Below are 19,072 nucleotides of genomic sequence, written 5' to 3' on the forward strand. Positions count from 1 at the left end.
CCCTTACCTCCTATAGGCAAATACAGCCACATAGAGACTCTAGTAGTTATACCCCCCCCCGTGGTTCATTTCAAGTAATTTAGCATATAACACACATAGATTTTTATAATTGCGAAAAACTTTTTTTAATAATCAAACATGCCAAAAAATATACTGCAAAAAATGATTAATTGCAGAATATTTTTTGAAAAAATAAACCGCGCAAACAGATAAACGGCGCGCTCGGCGTGTCTTAAAACCACTAAATGTTGTTATAACATCTGCATGTTTTCACTACATGCTGTGTCAGCCGCGCGCGCTGCGCTACCTGCGCGCAAGCTAAATAAGCGCATGCAGCGCTCAAGCAGGTCGTCGCGCCAACGCGAGAAAAGCTGCGCACATTTGGAGCAAAAAAAATCGGGGCAGATGCGCTCTCGTACTTCCGCCCCCCCAAAACCCTAAGGTTTTCAGGCATTTTCAATTTTATCTTTCACATATCCAACTGTCAATAACAGTACAAATAAGGGTCGGTTACACACTAAAATCCGACCAAAACTTTACGCACGCGCAACGCAGCGCTCAAGCAGATTGGAGCGCACGTTTGAAGCAAAACGGTAGAACATTATAAAAACGCTAGAAATCCAACTCAGGATTCTTCAGCAACTCATCAAACATCGCATGATACAAGCGCAAAGACAGGTCGTGTCGCTCGCGCGTTACAGCGCGCTCACGTCTTCGCTTGCGTTGAAAGCACACCGTGCTTTCAACACTAAGCAAGCTCAGCGCTCCGAATTACCTTTTCGCGCTACGCTTTAAGCGAAAAGGTAATTCGGAGCGCACAAAGGTAAACAGCCTCATCATCCGTCCCATAATCTATAACCACATACCTATCGTGATACTTTCTGCCAGCAGTCTTAAACTTCAAATCAACACCAGGATAATCGCTTACAAAATCGTGCAACATGCTTTCCGTAAGCATATTCTTATTCCTAGCATTATCACTAAAAACTACGATTTCAACACCTTCCCCAGCAAACCGCAATAGTTCCAACGTTTTAAGACCAATATAATTATCTACAACGTAAATGCTCTTCTTGGCTGACTTATATATTTTGCAATACGCAAGATCCGCTTCTATTTTATTGCCGTCCATAAGAAGAAAATGTTTATACGAATCTGGATTAATAAAATTATCCATTACCTTATTAAAATCTTCCTTCGTTGCCATTTGAGATTTTATTTCCGCTATATCCTTAGTATTCTGATTCGTTTGAATCGCAAGCTGCGCTAACTCATTCGCACCAATAAAATCCTTATTCTCAACAATATAATCCTTCATTTGCTTAAAGGTTCTAATAAGCGCTTTCGACTGCATTATGGCAAGTTCGCCTCTTAACACCGTCATGAGCATATAAATACCCTGCTCAGTAAAAGCATATGGAAGCTTTCTGCGACCACCCCAACTTGATGTAGAATTTTTCGACATCAAGTTTTTGAACTCATCAGCAGTTAGCTGAAACATAAAGTCATCATCAAACTTTTCTATGTTATTTTTTACCTGCTCGTTGAATCTTGCCGTAGTATACCCATATATTTCAGCTAAATCCGCGTCAAGCATGACTTTTTGATTGCGAATATTATAAATTTTTTCTTTTATTGTTTTAGCGTCTATAAGCGTTTTAGCAGACTCGCTTTTAGCGTCCGCTATAATTAAATTTTTATTCTGCTCTACCATAAAATCCCCTCCTAAAAAATGTGCGTAAAACCTAGCGCCGTGCAATAAACACTTAACTTCTAACACAAACCCCATGAATCACAAGCAACACTACAAAATCAAGCACAAGCCACAAAACATCTAACAACTAGCAGAAAACTAGCATGCATCAGCGCATAAATATGATTTTATAAGATTCCACAGAATAAAAACAACACAAATACGTAGCAGCTCTCAAGCAGGTCGTCGCGCCAACGCAGGGAATTTTCCGGCAAATGTTTCCCAAAAACGCCAAACCGACAACAAATGCCGGGAATTTTCCCGCAAATGTTGCCATCCGCAGCCAAGCCGACAACAAACGCCGGAAAAGTCGCGAGCGCAATACGAAAGAAAATCAAAAGTGGGCCTAATGGGGTTCGAACCCACGACCTTCTGCTCCGGAGGCAGACGCTCTATCCACTGAGCTACAGGCCCGCAACTCGAGAAAGTATACACGCTAGTCGGGATGCGCGACGACGTGCCTGAGCGCTGCACAGCGCGCGCGAAGGCAATTCGGAGCGCCGAGCTTGCTTAGGGTTGAAAGCACGGTGTGCTTTCAACGCAAGCGAGGTCTGCCTTCGTCAATAAAGACGAAGGCAGGGCAGGTTAGTGCGGTTGTGCTTTAGAAACTAGGTTGTGACTTGTGTGCGCTGACGACCTGCCTGAGCGCTGCACAGCGCGCGCGAAGGCAATTCGGAGCGCCGAGCTTGCTCAGGGTTGAAAGCACGGTGTGCTTTCAACGCAAGCGAGGTCTGCCTTCGTCAATAAAGACGAAGGCAGGGCAGGTTAGTGCGGTTGTGCTTTAGAAACTAGGTTGTGACTTGTGTGCTTGTTCCTCACGGCTATTTGGTAGCCGTTCGGCTGATTTGGCATGTGAAGCACACTGTGCTTCACAATTGAGCCAAATCACGCTTTGAAGGAGCTTGAAATCCCATTGATTTCAAGCTCGGTCAAAGCGCCTGCTTGAGCGCAGCACAGCGCGCGCGAAGGCAACTCGGAGCGGAAACTCGCTCAAGTTGGAAGTCCAGTGGACTTCCAACGCGAGTTTCGTAAGCGAGCGCGTAATCCGCGCGAGCGCCATACTGCACCAGTGTCTCAAAATAAGCAGAATGAGACACTCGCGCAGAACGACGACTGCACGAAAGTCCAATAATCAACCACCAGAGACCATAACGCAGAACACCATCTGCACCAGTGTCTCAAAATAAGCAGAATGAGACACTCGCGCAGAAAGCAGGTCGTCGCACTATCACGCGCCGCCGAGGAAGGCGAAGGTGCCGAAGTAAAGCGCCGACGCCACCGAAGCCAGCGGCACAATCGCGCAAACAACCAAAACCCACCAATCGCGCGCATGCACACTACTCACGCGAGCATGCGAACGCGCACCAACTCCCCCAAAACCGCGAGCTTCCATAGCAGTGGCAAGCGTCGTCGAACGTCGAATCGAAAGCACAAGCAACGCAAACGACTGCGGGAAGAACGCCCTCACGCGATGCTCATCACCCAAACCGCGCGAACGCCTCGACGCAGTCAGCGCCGCCCAATCATCCTGCAGCACGCCAAACAGCCTAATTCCAGCCAAACCGCCGTACACGAATCGATCCGGCAAATGCAGCACCTGGCTAAAAGCATCCGCCAAATCGGTGGCATCCATGCCAATCACCATCACAATCGCAGGAATGCCAATCGCCAAAATCCTAAGCGCAGTAGCGACAGCCAGCACCGCCGAGCGATCCGTAGCATGCATGAGCCACCACTGGAACCAAGTATTTCCGCCACTTTTGCCGTATAGCAGCACCGTTAGCGCGGAAGTCGGCGCACCCACCCACACAGGCCACGAAAGTCGAATCACTCGCAACGGCATAAGCTTAATGCACGCGAAAATCGCAAATTCCAGCACGAGCGCCACGGACGCAGACAAGCAATCAAGCGTAAAAATCAGCGGAATAGACGCCACAAAAGCGCCAAAAATGCGAAATACCGGGTTCATCGACGCCAAAAGCGGCGAGTGACTTGAAAGTTTCGCATCCTCTCTGCGATTGTTGACAGCGCTCACTTTGATTCGCGAAATGTCAGTTGCGCTGGTGGTTGCGGAAAGCGCTTCGGTAGTTTCGGAAGATTCTGCTCTCACTTCAGTTTCAGCTTCTGCAGCTTCAGCAGCCCCAACACCTTCAGCACCTTCAGTTTTCGCATCCGGCACAAGCTCAACCAAGCGCGCACCCAACGCATCAACCAACTCGCGATCGTGCGTCACAACAATAATGCTCACGCCTTCGCTACGAAGGCTTGCAATCAAACGAATAATCTGCAGCCAAGTTTTGCGATCCTGCCCGAAAGTCGGCTCGTCCAAAATCAGCACGCGCGGAGCCGCAGCAAGCGACGCCGCCACAGTAAGTCGCCTCTTTTCGCCGCCCGAAAGCGTGTACGGATTCGCCTTCGCATAGCGCGCCAAACGGAATCGCTTCAGCAGCTCCTGAGCCTTCGCGCGCGCAGCATCCTCCGGCACACCCGTGCGAAGCGGCCCCAACATAACCTCGTCCAGCACCGAACCGCACGCAAACTGATGCTCCGGATTTTGGAAAACGTACGAAATTCGCTTCGCCAAATCAGGCGACTTCCACTTCATTGGATCCGTGCCATTCGCGCCTTCAGCAAGAGCCTCGCTAGCCACAACCTCTCCGCTTACAGCCGGCAAAAGACCTGCCAAAGTTAGCGAAAGCGTTGATTTTCCAGTGCCGTTCGCGCCGACCAAAGCCGTAATCTGCCCGGCCCTAAACTCAAGATTGATGTGCTGCGCAATCGGCTCGCTGCTGTGGCTGATTGCGAGATCCTTCGTAGAAAGCAGGATTTCTCCGTAGCCTTCTGCTGGATTGCAGTTTTCGGAAGATTTACTTTCGGAAGATTTTGCAGAAGATTTACTTTCGGAAGAAGTATCTGCAGAAGATTTTGCAGAAGATTTTACGTTTTTCTTGTAGCGCTCAGGAAGCCAAATACCAAGATCTTCAAAGTCCAAATCGGTGCGATTAAACACTTCATCCGGCGTGCCGTCCGCCACAATTACCGTGCGAGAGGAAGCCGCGCGCGCAATATCGTCGTCGTGAACAGTCTCGCCGCTCACATCTTTTCTGCTCGCATCTTCGTCATTCTCAAGCCCAAGCACCACAACGCGATCAATCATTTCAATCCACGGCTCCGCGTGATGCTCCACAAGCACCATCGTGGCGCGCGTCGAATCCAAAACCGCGCGAACAGCGCCCACAATCTGCTGCGTGCCATCAGGATCCAAATTCGCGGTCGGCTCATCCAAAAGCAGCACGCTCGGCTGCATAGCAAGCGCGCCAGCAAGCGCCAAACGCTGCAACTGACCGCCGCTTAAATGCGCAGTTTCGCGGTGCAATTGCAAGCCATCCAACCCAACCTCTTTAAGACTTTTGCGCACGCGCTCCCAAATCTCACTGCGCGGAACGTTCATATTTTCCGGACCAAACGCAACGTTATCACCCAAACGCTGGAAAATCGCCTGCGCATCCGGATCTTGCAAAACAAGCCCAACCTTGCCTCGCGCGCGGCGAACCGGCACGCCGTCAACCAAAACGTGACCCTCACTCACACCACCATCGGCATCTTCGACGAGAGTGGTTTGCTGGGATTTTGCGGAAGTATCGGAAGTATCAGAAATATCGGAAGAATTGAAAGTATCGGAAGAATTTACAGAAGTATTTTCTGATTTTGCGGAAGATTTAGTAGCGTTATCTTTCGCGCTTTTCGCGCTTTTCGCACTGTCTTTCGCAACAAAATCACTGCCAATAAGACCAGCCGCACCGCTTAAAATCGTGGATTTACCAATGCCTGACGCGCCCAGCAGCAACACGCGCTGCCCCGCCTTAATCGTGAGATCCAACCCGCGCACAGCAAAAGCGCGACGGGAAGCATGACGATAACCCCAATGCTCAAAACGAAGCTCAGCGTTACTAGCTTTATTAGCGTTACTAGCGTTACTAGTCTTATTAGCATTGCTGGCACTCTTACAATCGCAAGAAGCTGATGGAAGGAAAGTTTCAGATTCTTGCGATTTAGCAGCATCAGGCATAGTAAATCCTTTATGGCAATGATAGATTTTTAATTTTTGCGAATACGCTATTTACTACTTTTCGCGGATTTCGCGGCCGGAAGCAAACTGATCGAGCGCGCCGGTCTTAGCGATTCCAATATAAAGGAACCACATCAAAACGCCAGCAATCACAATGCCGGAAACCACGGTGCTGACGAAGTATGGAAGACCATACTTGCCGAAGAAGCTAATAGCCTGCAACTTATCGAGGAAGGTGTAAGCCCAGCAGCCGATGCCGGTCAAAGCGCCGGAAAGAACCATGGTGCCCAAATTCCACTTCTTGTAAGCGAAAATAATGAACGCAATTTCAGCGAACAAGCCCTGGAAGACTGCAATACCGAAGGTTGCAGCGCCGCCCCACTGATTACCCATCAAAGCTTCGAGCACGCCAGCGACGACTTCAGCGTAAATAGCAGCGCCTGGCTTGCGCACGATTACTGCGGCCAAAGGAGCAGCGAAGAGCCAAAGACCGTTAATCAAACCGCCAAAACCTGGAACAATGTTGTCGAGCGCGGTCCATGGAACAGCATAGAAGACTGCAACGAGCCAATAAATAAAGGAAGAAACAACGCCAATTACAGAAGCAACTGCGATGTCTGCAACACGCCACTGCATGTTGACCTGATAATTTTCTTCTGACATAAAAATGTGCCTTTCTTGTTTTGTGTTGCAATGCGTTACATTGTGCGCAATGCAATATTTTGCGTTACAACGAAACCTTGCAACAGCTCTCAGGCACGGGAAAAACTGACCTCCGTGCGCCGGCATTAACCGGATTCACGTTCAAGCGGTTTTCTCTCAGCTCTGCGGCGCGAGCAACGCGTCGGCGCAAAGCACCCGTGTCGATTGACGATTGTACGGCACCGCGTCGACGCCAACCCTCCAAACGCTGGCGCGACGACCTGCCTGAGCGCAGCACAGCGCGCGCGAAGGCAACTCGGAGCGGAAACTCGCTCAAGTTGGAAGTCCAGTGGACTTCCAACGCGAGTTTCGTAAGCGAGCGCTTATAGTGCGAGCGTGCGCGCACGTTTGGAGCGATACAAAAGCAATAACGCTCCAAACGCGAGGAACTTATCTCACATTTGGAGCGATACAAAAGCAATAACGCTCCAAACGCGAGGAATCTACCCCACGTTTGGAGCGCTACACAGCAATAAGTCTAAAACAGTAAAATTTACTTAACTTACTTAATTTACTTACCGCGCATCGCACGACGGCTAATGCGCTGAGGATGCGTTGGATCGATCCCCTTCGGAATGCCGAATCCGCTCTTGCTTTGCAACGTACGCAAGCGCTCGTTCAAAATCGCAAGCTCCGTCTTAGTAAGGAAGAAACGGCGATTTGGATGAATCTTATTAAGCAACGCAAACTTGTGATTCGAAGGCTGCAAAGTCTTGGCGCGCAACACTTTTCCGCGCAATTCCCTAAGCTTCACCTGGTTTTCGCCATTGCCAACAGATATGCGGTAGATAGGTATATTCGATCCAGCTGTAACGCTTTTTACAGCGTGCTCCTGGCGATCCATTGCGTGCATTAAGCGCTCGTAATTGCCCTCGCCAATAAGGAAGATTCCGTTAAAACCGGTGCCGCGCCAAATCGCATCCTTCGTGCGAGGATCCACCCACACAGGCTGCTGCGGGAATGTAAATCCGCCCTTGTTAATAGCCGAAACAATGCCGGCCGCCGCCCCCGGGCGACCTTCCAACTTCGCGTAACCAACCTTATCTGCGCGCTTCGTAAGCACAACCGTAAACAGCAGCAAACCAACCATCGCCGCTGTAACCATCATCATAATCCACGCAAAAATCGACCAGCGCAGCACCAAACCAAGCACAATAGCCACAACTATTGGCGCCACAAATGCCACAGCCAGCCACAGCGGCAGTTGCTTGTCATCCGTATGCGTGTACTTGTAAATACGGATAATCTGCGAAAACATGCCCTGCTTGCCAGTCTTCTTTCCAGACTGCTTCGTGTTTTGTGATTTATCTTGTGCTTTACTTTGTGCCATGCGTTTACCCCACGATATTCGCGTTATTTTTGAGTTATCCCAAATAATAATAGTAGGTTGTGCAAATATTAATAAGTTTGCGATTAGTATATTGCTAACTTGCGATTACTTCGGCCAATTTCCGCGCTTTGGCGAACTTGGCTTTGGCAAACGCCAGCGACGCATCTGCATCGCGCGGCTCCAAGCATACATGCCAGAACGCGACTTTTTCGACACAGCCGACTCGCCAAAACGCTTAACAAGCTCCTTACGCAACTTTCGCCACATAATAAACATGTCAATCACGGAAGCAAAAAGATAAACGTAAAGCAGCACAGCGAGCGCAATATAAACAATCATAAAGCGCGAAAGTGCAAACAGGCATGCCATAATCACAATTGCAACCGGCACGAAAAACTCGCCGATATTAAAGCGCGCATCCACGTAATCGCGAATATACACGCGCCAAGGAAGCTGCTCAACCTTTGGCATATGCGCCAAATCGCCTGTGCGCATTGCCTCATATTGCACGTTCTCGCGCTCCCTGATTCTAGCGCGAGCCTGCTTTGCGCTGGCCTTGCGATCAGCCGGAACAAGCGGACGAAGATTTTGCGCTTGAGCCGCGTTGCGCTTAGGAGTTGGCGCGTTTTTTTCGCGGGATTTAGTTGCGTCGCTAGAAGTTGCGCTCTGCTGATTCGATTGAGACGAAGTAGCAGATGCGGCCTCATTGTTGGCAGATTTCTTTGCAAATGGATTCCATGTCATGTTTGCAGATTACTCAACAGACTAGACGCATAAACGCAACGTAGAAACGAAATTACTCGCCCAATCGATCAAGAAGAAGCGCTTCCGTCACAATATTTCCGCGCAATCCAGAAAGCGAAATCGACTCGTTAGGACTGTGCGCATTCGACTTCGGATCTTCCGGACCAGTCACAAGCACTTGAGCTTTCGGGAAGATGCGCTGAAGCTCCGGAATAAACGGAATCGAGCCGCCCTCGCCCTTATTTACAGGCTCCACGCCGAAAGCGTCGCGCATGGAAGCGAGCGCATCCTTCGTTGCAACAGCATCCGGGTCCATTGCCCAACCCATGCCGTTATCAATCGGCTCTGCAGTAACTTCCGCACCAAAAGGCGCGTGAGATACCAAAAAGTCGCACAAAGCTTTTTGCGCTTCTTCCGGACGCTGCGAAGGCGCGGTACGAAGCGAAAGACGCAACTTAGTTTCGTGCGCGATCACATTGAAACTGCCCTCAACTGGGTGCGCGTCCATGCCGATTACCGTCAAGCTCGGCTTAGTCCACATGCGCGCGGCGAGAGAACCGGTGCCGGCAAGCTTATAAGAATCAACTACGGAAGCGTCGGCACGCACTTGCGCTTCGTCCAAATCGCGCTGCAAACCGCCAACCGGCTCCTCTGCTTTAATTCCAGGCACTGCCAAGTCGCCATCCTTGTTATAAAGCGAGGCAACAAGCATGGAAGCGAGAGTGTAAGCGTCCAAAATTGGGCCGCCGAACTGGCCGGAATGCACTTGATGGCCAAGAACCTTAACTTTTACGTCCACGTCGGTATTTCCGCGCAAACTCGTTGTGAGGCTTGGGATTTCGGCGGACCAGTTGCCGGAGTCGGCCACGATGATTACGTCGGATTCGAATTCGGCTTTATGAGACTCGATGAAAGGAATGAAGCTTGGTGAGCCCATTTCTTCTTCGCCCTCGATGAAAACCTTAATATTTACGCGCAAATCGTCGCTTAGTGCGCGCAAAGCTCCGTAGTGGATTGCGATTCCGCCGCCGTCGTCGGCAGATCCGCGGCCGTAGAGGCGACCGTCGCGCTCTGTGCCTTCAAATGGGTTCGTTTCCCACTCGGATGGGTCCGGAACTGGCTGCACATCGTGATGCGCGTAGAGCAAAACCGTTGGCGCGCTTGGGTTTACGATGCGTGAGCCGACGACTTCGAAAGCTCCCGGAGTGCCGTCCGGATTCGTGGACTGCTCGACGCGCGCGTCAATACCAACCTCACGCAATACCCCAGCCACGTATTGCGCGGACTTTTGCATATGCTCGCCGGCAATGCCCTTAGCAGAAACCGCAGCAAGCGAAATCTTCTTATTCAACACGGAAACTACGTCATTCCAAGCGTCCTGCACGCGAGCGCGCACGTCTTCGACAGCCAAATCTGCCATAAATCCTCCCAAGTAAAAGTAGCAGAGCAGTAATTGATGCCTACAAAACTATATCTAAATTATACTTATAAACTATATTCGCAAACGTGACGACTACAGCCGTTAGTTTCTATACACGCTTGTAAAGGGACTGCACTTTTAAGCCCTCTCAATGCGCGCGGCAACCCAATCGACTATGTAAGGCGCGCACTGCTCAACCTGATCCATCGCAACTTCAAACTCGTGCGGGCCGCCGTACCACGGATCTGCCAAATCAAGCAGCATCTCGCGACCCGGCTGCGGCTTCGGAAGAGAAGGATCAAACGCGCGATACATGTGCACAAGCTCGCGCTTTTGTGCAGGAATCAGTCGCAAAAGCGAGCGCATATGCGAAGCCGTCATCGGCAAAAACAGGTTCGTTTCCGCAATCTCGTCCGCTTCAATTCTGTGCGCAAAATGCGACGCAGGCAGCCTGTATCCGCGCTTTGTAAGCTCACGCTGCGCGCGGCGGTCAATCGGATTTCCGTATTCCTCGTCGCTAACTCCGCTGGAACGCACTGCAACAACGTCGCCCAATCCCCTTAACTGAAACTCGTTGCGCAACACAATTTCCGCCATTGGCGAGCGGCAAATATTGCCAGTACAAACCGTCATAACATTGTACGGGTGACGCGCGTCTACCTTGATTTTGCTTGATTCTTCAGTCATGCTTCCTCGTTTATTTTGCTGTCTCGTTTATTTTTGGGTTTTTCGTTTATTTTTGGGTTTGATAGCTTACTTCGCGATTTGCTCTTAGCTAAGGCTCATATACCATAAACCGGTATTGCGCAGGATTGCTTTCGCTACCAACTTTAAGCGGCGCTTCTTGCCAGTCGCCTTCGCGCGCAACATGCCATTTTCCGACATCAACTAACTCATGAATATTCGGAGCAAACGTGTCTGCTGCAACTTTCGCGTCGATTTGCGTAACGTAAGCTGCGTCCGCGTGATAATTCGCGAGCATTTCGCGCAAAATCGCAGCGCCTCCAATAACCCAGATTGCGGGGCCATCTAGAGGAGAGTCTTGAGATACGTCTTGAGATACGCTTTCCTGATTTTCCAGCCATTCGCGCGCGTAATCCAAAGCCGCGTCAATGCTAGTAAAAGTACGCGCTCCATCTGCTACGAAATCCGGATTATGAGTCACCACAATATTTTCGCGGCCCGGAAGCGGACGGAATTTCGGCGGCGTTGCATCCCACGTACCGCGGCCCATAATCACAGGGCAGCCGATTGTCATCGCCTTAAAATAGCGCAAATCTGGGGAAAGTCGCCACGGCATGCCGCCATTCACGCCCATCGCGCCGGGCTTGCCGTCCAAACCGAAAGCCTCGCCCCAAATAAGTCGCACCGGAAAATTATTCAGCGCACTTACGCTACTTTCCATTTTCTCCCCCTAAAAACTAAATCACGCAAAAATAATTCGCAATTATCACACCGCAACCGGCGCTTTAATCGTCGGATGATGCTTGTAATCAACCACCGTAAAATCGCTGTAATCGTAGTCAAAAATCGAATCCGCCTTACGAATTTCAAGCTGCGGATACGGGTATGGCTCGCGCGAAAGCTGCTCAAGCACCTGCTCAACGTGATTGTCGTAAATATGGCAATCGCCGCCCGTCCACACGAACTCGCCAGGCTCCAAACCTGCCTGCTGAGCCATCATCATCGTCAAAAGCGAGTAGGACGCAATATTAAACGGCACGCCGAGGAACATGTCGCAAGAGCGCTGGTAAAGCTGGCACGAAAGCTTGCCGTCAGCAACGTAGAACTGGAAAAGCGAGTGGCAAGGCGGCAGCGCCATATGCTCAACTTCCGCAGGATTCCAAGCGCTAACAATCATGCGGCGAGAATCTGGGTGATTCTTCATAAGATCCAGCACATTTGCGATTTGGTCAATCGTGCGATTCGGATTTTCTGCCGTCGGCGCCGGCCAACTCCTCCACTGCACGCCATAAACCGGACCTAAATCGCCGTTTTCGTCCGCCCACTCGTCCCAAATATGAACGCCGTTTTCTTGCAACCAACGCACGTTACTCGAACCCTTAAGGAACCAAAGTAACTCGTACGCAAGTCCTTTGAAAAACACGGTTTTTGTGGTGATAAGCGGGAAGTATTTGCTAATATCGAAGCGGATTTGCTGGCCAAAAAGTGAGATTGTGCCAGTGCCGGTGCGATCAGATTTTAGAGTGCCTTCCGTAAGGATTTTTCGCACTAAATCCTCGTAAGGAGTAGGGATGCTGGAAAGCGGTTTTTGTGGGATGCGCGCGCGAATTGCGGCGAGTTCTTCTTCTGTTAAAGCCATGATTCAATGGTAACAATTGCTCAGTAAGAAACGGACTGTCGTGGCGGTAACAATCTAGCGTAAAATAGTTAGAATAAACAGTAGCAAAGGAGCGAAAATGTCTAGAAGATTATGGGTTGAGCGCGCAGAAGACGGCACTTGGGAAGCACACAGCGACGATGGCGCGAGCTTGAAATTTGGTCACGGCGAAGGAATGTTCAATCCTGTTGAGCTGATGCAGATTGCTTTGGCCGGTTGCACCGCGCTTAGTAGCCAGTACGCGGCTGAGCACGCTGTTGGCGAGGGTGCCGGCGCGCGAGTCGTAGTAAACGGCACGTATGACGCGGAAGAAGGAGCGTACTTGCGTTTTCAAGAAGACGTTACGCTTGACGCGACTTCGGCAAAACCTGCGCTTAGCGAGGAAGATGCGGCCGCACTTAAGGAGCGCATGGAACGGCATATTTCTAAGGGTTGCACGGTTAAGCATACGCTCGAAAATGGGGCTAAAGTAAGCGTAAACGTTACGATTCGGCACTAAAATAAGCCAAAAAATCGCGAAAAATCGCACCGAAGTCGCGCTAAACTAAGCCAAAAATCGCGCTAAAATCGCACAACAATCTCGCTAAAATCACCTCAAAATCACCTCAAAATTCACCACGTGTGGCACAATTGAATACGCGAATTAAGTACACAAATTAAGTACACAAAATAAGTACACAAATTAGTACACAAGATACTTGCGCAATAACGACGCTACGCATGCATGTATGCAACCGGAGGAAACTTTGAAAATCGCTATTTTTACCGAAACGTATCCACCGTACATAAATGGCGTTGCAACACAGTCCTACATGCTCAAAAAAATGTACGAAGAGCTTGGTCACGAGGTGCTTGTGGTCACGGTTGGCTCCGAAAAACAGCGCAAAACCAAGCTTGAAGACGGCGTCGTCTATGTTCCTGGCATCTTGCTAAAAAAGCTTTACAAGTATCGCGTGGCGCTTCCGATTGGCCACATGCGAAAGCAGCTGCCGCTTAAATTCAAGCCTGACGTTATTCATATTCAAAACGAGTTTGGAATTGGCGAAATCGGCTTGGAAGTTGCGAAAAAAGAGCATATTCCTGTTATTTACACGCTTCACACGGAATACGATAAATTCCTGTTTTATATTGGTTTGAAGCATTTTACTGAGTTTTCGCGCAACCTTTCGGCGAAATATTTTATGCGATTCTCGAAAAATGCCACAATTATTACGAGTATGTCGGCTAAAGCGCAGGCTTATATTGACCGACAGAAAGTAGATAAAAAAGTTGTTGTGCTCAACAATGCCGTGGAATACAAGCAGTTTTTGCCGACGCCTGAACGACTCGCCTTCCGTAAAGCTTTCCGCGAAAAATACGGCGTTTCGGACTCGACTAAGCTTTTCGTTTTCGTAGGCAGAATTGGTGCCGAGAAAAATATTGCGGAGTTGATTGACAACTTTATGTATTGCGATTTTCCTCGCGAAAAAGCGCGATTGTTCGTGATTGGCGGCGGCCCGGATTTGGAAGACTTGCGAAAGCGCGTGGCAGACAACGGTTTTGACGATAGGATTTGCCTGCTCGGGCCTATTTCGCACACGGAAATTCCAAAGTATTTGCACGCGATGGACTACTACACCACCGCATCGCTTTCCGAGATGCACTCGCTTTCTATGCTCGAAGCAATGGCGTCCGGGCTGTTTGCGCTTGTGAAGCATGATGCGCCTAACGAAGACCAGATTATTAGCGGCCAAAACGGGTATCAGTGGGATACTCGCGAAGATTTTAAGGCGGTTTTTAGCAAGGTTTTGAATATGAGCGAGGCTGAGCAGGCTCAGCTTAAGGCGAATGTGCTTGAGTATTCGAAGAATAACGATTTTAAGAGCCAAGCGCTTGAGTTGCTTAAGATTTACGAGCGCGCGATTGAGATGAATAACGAGAAGCTTGCTGAAAAGAAGGCTCGTCGCGAAGCTATTCGCAGGCACTTTATGCTGAAAAAGCGCGGCAAGCAGGAAAAGTAGTAGTAGATATTACTCGGTATTACTCGGCGCTTTTGGAACATTTGCCGGAGATGTCACTTCGTTACGAACATCGTCTATAATTAGTGAGGATGTCCACAGATTCAATCTACAGATAAAGACGTCTGCAACTAACCAACGCGTTAGGCGCTAAAGCAGCATAAATAGAAAGGACGCACCATGCGAGTGATTTTCAACGAAGAAATGAAGGCCGTAGCAACAAACCTCGAACGCATGGCCGAACTTGTGTCAAAATCCATGAACGACGCTGGAAACGCGCTTTTGAACGCGGATCTGGACGTTGCGCAAGCTGTTATCGACAAAGACGCAGATCTGGACGCTTTGGAAGCAAACACAATCAACCAATGCTTGACTTTGCTCGCGCGCCAAAACCCTGTGGCAACGGATCTGCGCGAAGTTGTTGCTACTATGCGTTTGGCGGCAACTTTTGAGCGCATGGGCGATTTGACAAGTCATATTGCGCAAATTACCAGGCGCACGTGGCCGGAATCTGCACTTCCGCAAGAGGCGCGCGAAACTATTGTGGAAATGATTAACTTCCTGCACAATCTTTCAGGGCAATTAACAAGCATGGTTTCTAATCGCGATGTAAAAATGGCGGAAACTATTATTGCAGGCGACGATGCGCTAGATAAGCTGCATGAGAAGATTTTTGCGTTGGTTGAAGGCGAAGATTGGCACGGTACGCGCAGGCAGTTGATTGACGTTGTGCTGCTGAGCCGATTTATTGAGCGAATTGGCGACCATTCCGTGGCCACCGCAAGGCAGATTGTGTTTATTGTTTCGGGATTCGATCCTTCGAAGGCTCCGGAGCCAGATAAAGACACTGTTGTAGCTTAATACGCAAGGATTAAGTAGCGAAGTAGCGAAAGACGTTGCTTAAAAAAAAATAACTTATACAAAAAGTAGGCCTGCAAGATTAGTTGCAAGCCTACTTTTTATTTAACTTAATCTAGTTAAATTTCACTTCTGACCCTGAGCAGCCACAGCGGCAGCGCCGGCAGCAGCAGCTTCTGGATCCAAATACTCACCGCGAGGCTTGATTGGCTTGAAGTTCTCATCCAACTCGTAAAGCAGCGGAATAGCAGTAGGAATATTGACCTTAGAAATCTCTTCCTCACTCAAGTTGTCGAGCATCTTCACGATTGCGCGCAAGCTGTTGCCGTGAGCAGCAATCATTACAGTCTTGCCGGACTTAAGCTCAGGAATAATATCCGACTCCCAGTAAGGAGTTACGCGAGTCACAACGTTTGCCAAAGCTTCAGTTTCTGGAACTGGATCGCCTGCGTAACGAGGATCGTTCGCTTGCGAATACTCATCGTTTGGATCGATCTCAGGAGGTGGAGTTGCGTAAGAACGACGCCAAATCATGAACTTTTCATCGCCATATTCCTGACGAATCTCAGACTTGTTCTTACCTTGCAAAGCACCGTAGTGACGTTCGTTCAAACGCCAGCTGCGACGAACTGGAATCCAAAGGCGGTCGGCTGCATCAAGCGCGTAATTCGCGGTGTTGATAGCGCGACGAAGCAAAGAAGTGAACACGATGTCTGGAAGAACGTTCTTCTCCTTAAGAAGCTCGCCACCATGCTTAGCTTCCTCAACACCCTGCTCAGTCAGCGGTACATCAACCCAACCAGTGAACTGATTGGTCTTATTCCATGCGCTCTGACCATGTCGGAGCAATACTAATTTATATGTCATAATTACCTAGTTTATTCACGCCTTACGACGACAGACCTAAACCCTCCAAATGTGAGATAAGTTGCGCACGTTTGGAGCAAATAACCACACCAAACCCTCCAAACGCGGGCGCGACGACATGCTTGAGCGCAGCACAGCGCGCGCGAAAGCAACTCGGAGCGGAAACTCGTTCAAGTTGGAAGTCCAGTGGACTTCCAACGCGAGTTTCGTAAGCGAGCGCTTATAGTGCGAGCGTCCTCTCACATTTGGAGCACTGCGATACACAACCTCATCGCATACAAAAAGCCGCTGAATGTTAAACAACATCCAACGGCTCTACAATCTACTAAAATTTACCAACTAGCGAAGTGGCTTCACAAGTGGGAACGTAATCGTCTCGCGAATAGTCGCGCCCGTAAGAGCGATCAGCAGGCGATCAATACCCATGCCCATGCCGCCGGCAGGAGGCATACCGACGCCGAGAGCCTCAATGAAGTCCTCGTCAATATCCATTGCCTCAACATCGCCAGCCAAAGCATCCTTAGCCTGAGCCACAAAACGCTCGCGCTGCACAACAGGATCGTTAAGCTCGGAATAGCCGGTTGCAAGCTCAAAGCCGCGCACGTACAAATCCCACTTCTCAACCATTCCAGGCTTCGTGCGGTGACCCTTAACAAGCGGGCTGGTCTCAACCGGGAAGTCGCGCACAAACGTTGGCTCGTAAAGCTTATCCTCGTAGAAGTGCTCCCACAAGTGCTCAACCAACTTGCCGTGATTCTCCACGTCGTCGCGCTCAACGCCAAGCTTGTCCGCAATCGCACCCAAATGCTCAACGGAAGTTTCTGGCGTAATCTCCTCACCCAAAGCCTCGCTAAGCGAGCCGTACATTGTAATCTGCTTCCACTCGCCGCCAAAATCGTACTCTTCGCCATTAAGCAAAGTCACCTTGGTAGAGCCGAAAGCGTCGATAGCAGCCTTCTGAATCAGCTCCTTAGTAAGAGCGCCAATCGTATCGTAAGTGCCGTAAGCTTGGTAAGCCTCGAGCATAGTGAACTCAGGAGCGTGAGTTGCGTCCACGCCTTCGTTTCTAAAATCGCGGTTAATTTCAAACACGCGGTCGATGCCACCAACCAAGCAGCGCTTCAAGAAAAGCTCCGGAGCGATGCGCAAATAAAGATCAATGTCAAAAGCGTTCATGTGAGTTGTGAACGGACGAGCAGCAGCGCCGCCGTGAACCGTTTGCAACATTGGGGTTTCAACTTCCAAGAAGTCGTGGCTGTCGAAAGTGCGACGGAGCGAAGCCACAGCGTGAGAACGCCTGCGAACCATATCGCGAATCTTCTCGTCCGCAATCATGCCAATATAAGGCTTGCGCGTGCGAGTATCGTCGCTTAATTCCTTGTGCAAAGCTGGAAGCGGCTGCAAAGCCTTAGCCGCAATCGCCCACTCGGTTGCAAAAACGGAAAGCTCGCCGGTCTTAGAAGAAATCACGCGACCGCGCACGTACAAATGGTCTCCCAAATCAACCATCTGCTTAAAGCTTTTAATGGATTCTTCGCCAATTTCCTTCTTGGAAACCATAGCCTGAATCGTAGTGCCGTCGCCAGCAGAAAGCTTAACGAAGCACAAGCCACCAGCGTTACGCAAGAAAAGCACGCGACCTGCAATACCAACCTCGGTATCGGTTTCTTCGCCGGCTTCAAGCTTGCCGTCGAACTGCTTACGAACCTGCTCAATAGTATCCGTAACGTTAAGATGCACCGGGTAAGGCTGCACGCCTTCCTTAAGAAGCATCGCGCGCTTAGCAACGCGCATCTGCACCTGCTCCGGGTGCGCAAGAGGGCCAAACTCTTTATTGCTTGGGTCGATTGCTTCGTCCAGAGTTGCGCCTTCGTTTACGCGCTTGGCGATTGCCTCGTCCTGCGCGAGCAGCATTTCGGCATGCTCAACGGTGTCGATTTCGTTGGTGGTATCTGTTGCTTCGTTTTCTGCGGCATTTTGCGCGGCAGACATTGCAGTATTGGTGTCAGTCATAAACGCTTATTGTAGCCAGTAGGTAATACAGATGTAAGGGTTTTGAGTACGTTTTATTGCGCTATTAGCTTGATTCGACCGACCATTTTTGCAAAAAACGTATGTTTTTGCGGAAATATTTATATTTTTCTGTTTTCGGAAGAAAAATGCATTTTTAGTAAAAATTTTTATTATTTTATTAAGATATACGAAATTATTTACGAAAAGTGAGGTAATTTTGCAAATATTGCGGAATGATGCAGCTACAAAATGGTACAAGTGAATTTTCTATAAAAATTTTTATAAGATTTTCAAAATTTCTCGAAATTTTTCGAAAATTTGAGAGAGTTATTTGGAAGCGACACACATCGCTTATTTGTAGAAAGTTCACGATAATATAACCAAGTTGTCGAAGTGTTACGAAACGCGCGAAAATGCAAAAGTGCGCAGCGCGAGTAATCGCAAGCGCTGTTTCTTGATTAGCACAATCGACATCGGGCTGTAGCGCAGTTTGGTAGCGCGCTTCGTTCGGGACGAAGAGGCCGCGGGTTCAAATCCCGCCAGCCCGACTTTTGATTTTTGAAACATTTGCCGGAAAATTCCCGGATTTTGTAGCTAAATTTGCGTAATTATGAAACATTTGCCGGAAAATTCCCCGCGTTTGCGCGACGACCTGCTTTCGCGCTTAGAGCGTAGCGCGCGAAAGTAACTCGGAGCGGAAACTCGCTTAAGTTGGAAGTCCAGTGGACTTCCAACTTAAGCGAGTTTCGTAGCGAGCACTTGTAGTGCGAGCGCATCAGCCATTTTATGAAACATTTGCCGGAAAATTATCCGCGTTTGTGGACTTGAGTTGGGTGTGAGTACACAAAAGCGCGCATAGTTCCTCGCGTTTGTGGACTTGAGTTGGGTGTAAGTACACATTTGCGCGCACACCTCCTCACGTTTGTGGACTTGAGTTGGGTGTAAGTACACATTTGCGCGCACACCTCCTCACGTTTG

The 19,072-nt window shown here is 49.4% G+C and carries 14 protein-coding genes and 2 tRNA genes; 4 read left to right on the forward strand and 12 right to left on the reverse strand.

Features of this window, described 5'->3' with window-relative positions:
- Nucleotides 1–784 precede the first annotated feature (784 nt).
- From ACTJLE_RS05590 to ACTJLE_RS05635, 10 genes are all read right to left on the reverse strand, one after another.
- Complete coding sequence (locus ACTJLE_RS05590) at nt 785–1,714, reverse strand: ORF6N domain-containing protein (RefSeq protein WP_481267798.1); 930 nt, start codon at nt 1,712–1,714, stop codon at nt 785–787.
- 380 nt (nt 1,715–2,094) lie between these two features.
- Nucleotides 2,095–2,167 (reverse strand) — tRNA-Arg (locus tag ACTJLE_RS05595).
- 814 nt (nt 2,168–2,981) lie between these two features.
- The gene (locus ACTJLE_RS05600; RefSeq protein WP_481267799.1) at nt 2,982–5,822 is read right to left on the reverse strand and encodes an ATP-binding cassette domain-containing protein; all 2,841 of its coding nucleotides are present in this window, start codon (nt 5,820–5,822) and stop codon (nt 2,982–2,984) included.
- A 54-nt stretch (nt 5,823–5,876) separates the two neighbouring features.
- Entirely contained in the window at nt 5,877–6,485 is a 609-nt protein-coding gene (locus ACTJLE_RS05605; RefSeq protein ID WP_481267800.1) for an ECF transporter S component, read from the reverse strand.
- Nucleotides 6,486–7,035: 550 nt separating this feature from the next.
- Nucleotides 7,036–7,854 (reverse strand): DUF4191 domain-containing protein, encoded by an 819-nt coding sequence (locus ACTJLE_RS05610; protein WP_481267801.1) that lies wholly within the window; start codon nt 7,852–7,854, stop codon nt 7,036–7,038.
- 105 nt (nt 7,855–7,959) lie between these two features.
- Nucleotides 7,960–8,598 carry a DUF3043 domain-containing protein gene (locus ACTJLE_RS05615; protein ID WP_481267802.1) on the reverse strand — a complete coding sequence of 213 codons (639 nt, stop codon included), beginning with the start codon at nt 8,596–8,598 and terminating at the stop codon, nt 7,960–7,962.
- Between the two features lie 52 nt (nt 8,599–8,650).
- A complete protein-coding gene (locus ACTJLE_RS05620; protein ID WP_481267803.1) occupies nt 8,651–10,018 on the reverse strand; it encodes a M20/M25/M40 family metallo-hydrolase in 1,368 nt (455 codons plus the stop codon).
- Between the two features lie 138 nt (nt 10,019–10,156).
- A complete protein-coding gene (locus tag ACTJLE_RS05625; protein ID WP_481267804.1) occupies nt 10,157–10,705 on the reverse strand; it encodes a low molecular weight protein-tyrosine-phosphatase in 549 nt (182 codons plus the stop codon).
- A gap of 88 nt (nt 10,706–10,793) precedes the next feature.
- Nucleotides 10,794–11,423: a dihydrofolate reductase gene (locus ACTJLE_RS05630; RefSeq protein WP_481267805.1), complete on the reverse strand. Its 630-nt coding sequence runs from the start codon at nt 11,421–11,423 to the stop codon at nt 10,794–10,796.
- A gap of 45 nt (nt 11,424–11,468) precedes the next feature.
- Nucleotides 11,469–12,341, reverse strand: coding sequence for a thymidylate synthase (locus tag ACTJLE_RS05635; protein ID WP_481267806.1), 873 nt, complete (start codon nt 12,339–12,341; stop codon nt 11,469–11,471).
- Nucleotides 12,342–12,438: 97 nt separating this feature from the next.
- Here ACTJLE_RS05635 and ACTJLE_RS05640 point away from each other — a divergent pair, with 97 nt between their 5' ends.
- The 3 genes from ACTJLE_RS05640 (at nt 12,439) to phoU (ending at nt 15,217) form a co-directional block, all read left to right on the forward strand.
- On the forward strand, nt 12,439–12,858 hold the full coding sequence (locus ACTJLE_RS05640; RefSeq protein ID WP_481267807.1) for an OsmC family protein: 420 nt from the start codon (nt 12,439–12,441) through the stop codon (nt 12,856–12,858).
- A 247-nt stretch (nt 12,859–13,105) separates the two neighbouring features.
- Nucleotides 13,106–14,359, forward strand: coding sequence for a glycosyltransferase (locus ACTJLE_RS05645; protein WP_481267813.1), 1,254 nt, complete (start codon nt 13,106–13,108; stop codon nt 14,357–14,359).
- A 177-nt stretch (nt 14,360–14,536) separates the two neighbouring features.
- On the forward strand, nt 14,537–15,217 hold the full coding sequence (phoU, locus tag ACTJLE_RS05650) for a phosphate signaling complex protein PhoU (protein ID WP_481267808.1): 681 nt from the start codon (nt 14,537–14,539) through the stop codon (nt 15,215–15,217).
- Between the two features lie 123 nt (nt 15,218–15,340).
- On the opposite strand, the gene ACTJLE_RS05655 is transcribed toward phoU, so the two are convergent.
- Nucleotides 15,341–16,081, reverse strand: coding sequence for a phosphoglyceromutase (locus tag ACTJLE_RS05655; protein ID WP_119486849.1), 741 nt, complete (start codon nt 16,079–16,081; stop codon nt 15,341–15,343).
- 339 nt (nt 16,082–16,420) lie between these two features.
- Nucleotides 16,421–18,094, reverse strand: coding sequence for a lysine--tRNA ligase (gene lysS / locus ACTJLE_RS05660; protein ID WP_481267809.1), 1,674 nt, complete (start codon nt 18,092–18,094; stop codon nt 16,421–16,423).
- A gap of 474 nt (nt 18,095–18,568) precedes the next feature.
- Between lysS and ACTJLE_RS05665 the strand changes: the two genes are divergently transcribed.
- Nucleotides 18,569–18,642, forward strand: a tRNA-Pro gene (locus ACTJLE_RS05665).
- The last annotated feature ends 430 nt before the right edge of the window (nt 18,643–19,072 follow it).

This window comes from Gardnerella sp. CCPDSM, from assembly GCF_056754715.1.

Coding starts and splice junctions, on each gene's coding strand:
- ACTJLE_RS05590 (WP_481267798.1), bottom strand. CDS start 1,714: ATGGTAGAGCAGAATAAAAATTTAATTATAGCGGACGCTAAAAGCGAG.
- ACTJLE_RS05600 (WP_481267799.1), bottom strand. CDS start 5,822: ATGCCTGATGCTGCTAAATCGCAAGAATCTGAAACTTTCCTTCCATCA.
- ACTJLE_RS05605 (WP_481267800.1), bottom strand. CDS start 6,485: ATGTCAGAAGAAAATTATCAGGTCAACATGCAGTGGCGTGTTGCAGAC.
- ACTJLE_RS05610 (WP_481267801.1), bottom strand. CDS start 7,854: ATGGCACAAAGTAAAGCACAAGATAAATCACAAAACACGAAGCAGTCT.
- ACTJLE_RS05615 (WP_481267802.1), bottom strand. CDS start 8,598: ATGACATGGAATCCATTTGCAAAGAAATCTGCCAACAATGAGGCCGCA.
- ACTJLE_RS05620 (WP_481267803.1), bottom strand. CDS start 10,018: ATGGCAGATTTGGCTGTCGAAGACGTGCGCGCTCGCGTGCAGGACGCT.
- ACTJLE_RS05625 (WP_481267804.1), bottom strand. CDS start 10,705: ATGACTGAAGAATCAAGCAAAATCAAGGTAGACGCGCGTCACCCGTAC.
- ACTJLE_RS05630 (WP_481267805.1), bottom strand. CDS start 11,423: ATGGAAAGTAGCGTAAGTGCGCTGAATAATTTTCCGGTGCGACTTATT.
- ACTJLE_RS05635 (WP_481267806.1), bottom strand. CDS start 12,341: ATGGCTTTAACAGAAGAAGAACTCGCCGCAATTCGCGCGCGCATCCCA.
- ACTJLE_RS05640 (WP_481267807.1), top strand. CDS start 12,439: ATGTCTAGAAGATTATGGGTTGAGCGCGCAGAAGACGGCACTTGGGAA.
- phoU (WP_481267808.1), top strand. CDS start 14,537: ATGCGAGTGATTTTCAACGAAGAAATGAAGGCCGTAGCAACAAACCTC.
- ACTJLE_RS05655 (WP_119486849.1), bottom strand. CDS start 16,081: ATGACATATAAATTAGTATTGCTCCGACATGGTCAGAGCGCATGGAAT.
- lysS (WP_481267809.1), bottom strand. CDS start 18,094: ATGACTGACACCAATACTGCAATGTCTGCCGCGCAAAATGCCGCAGAA.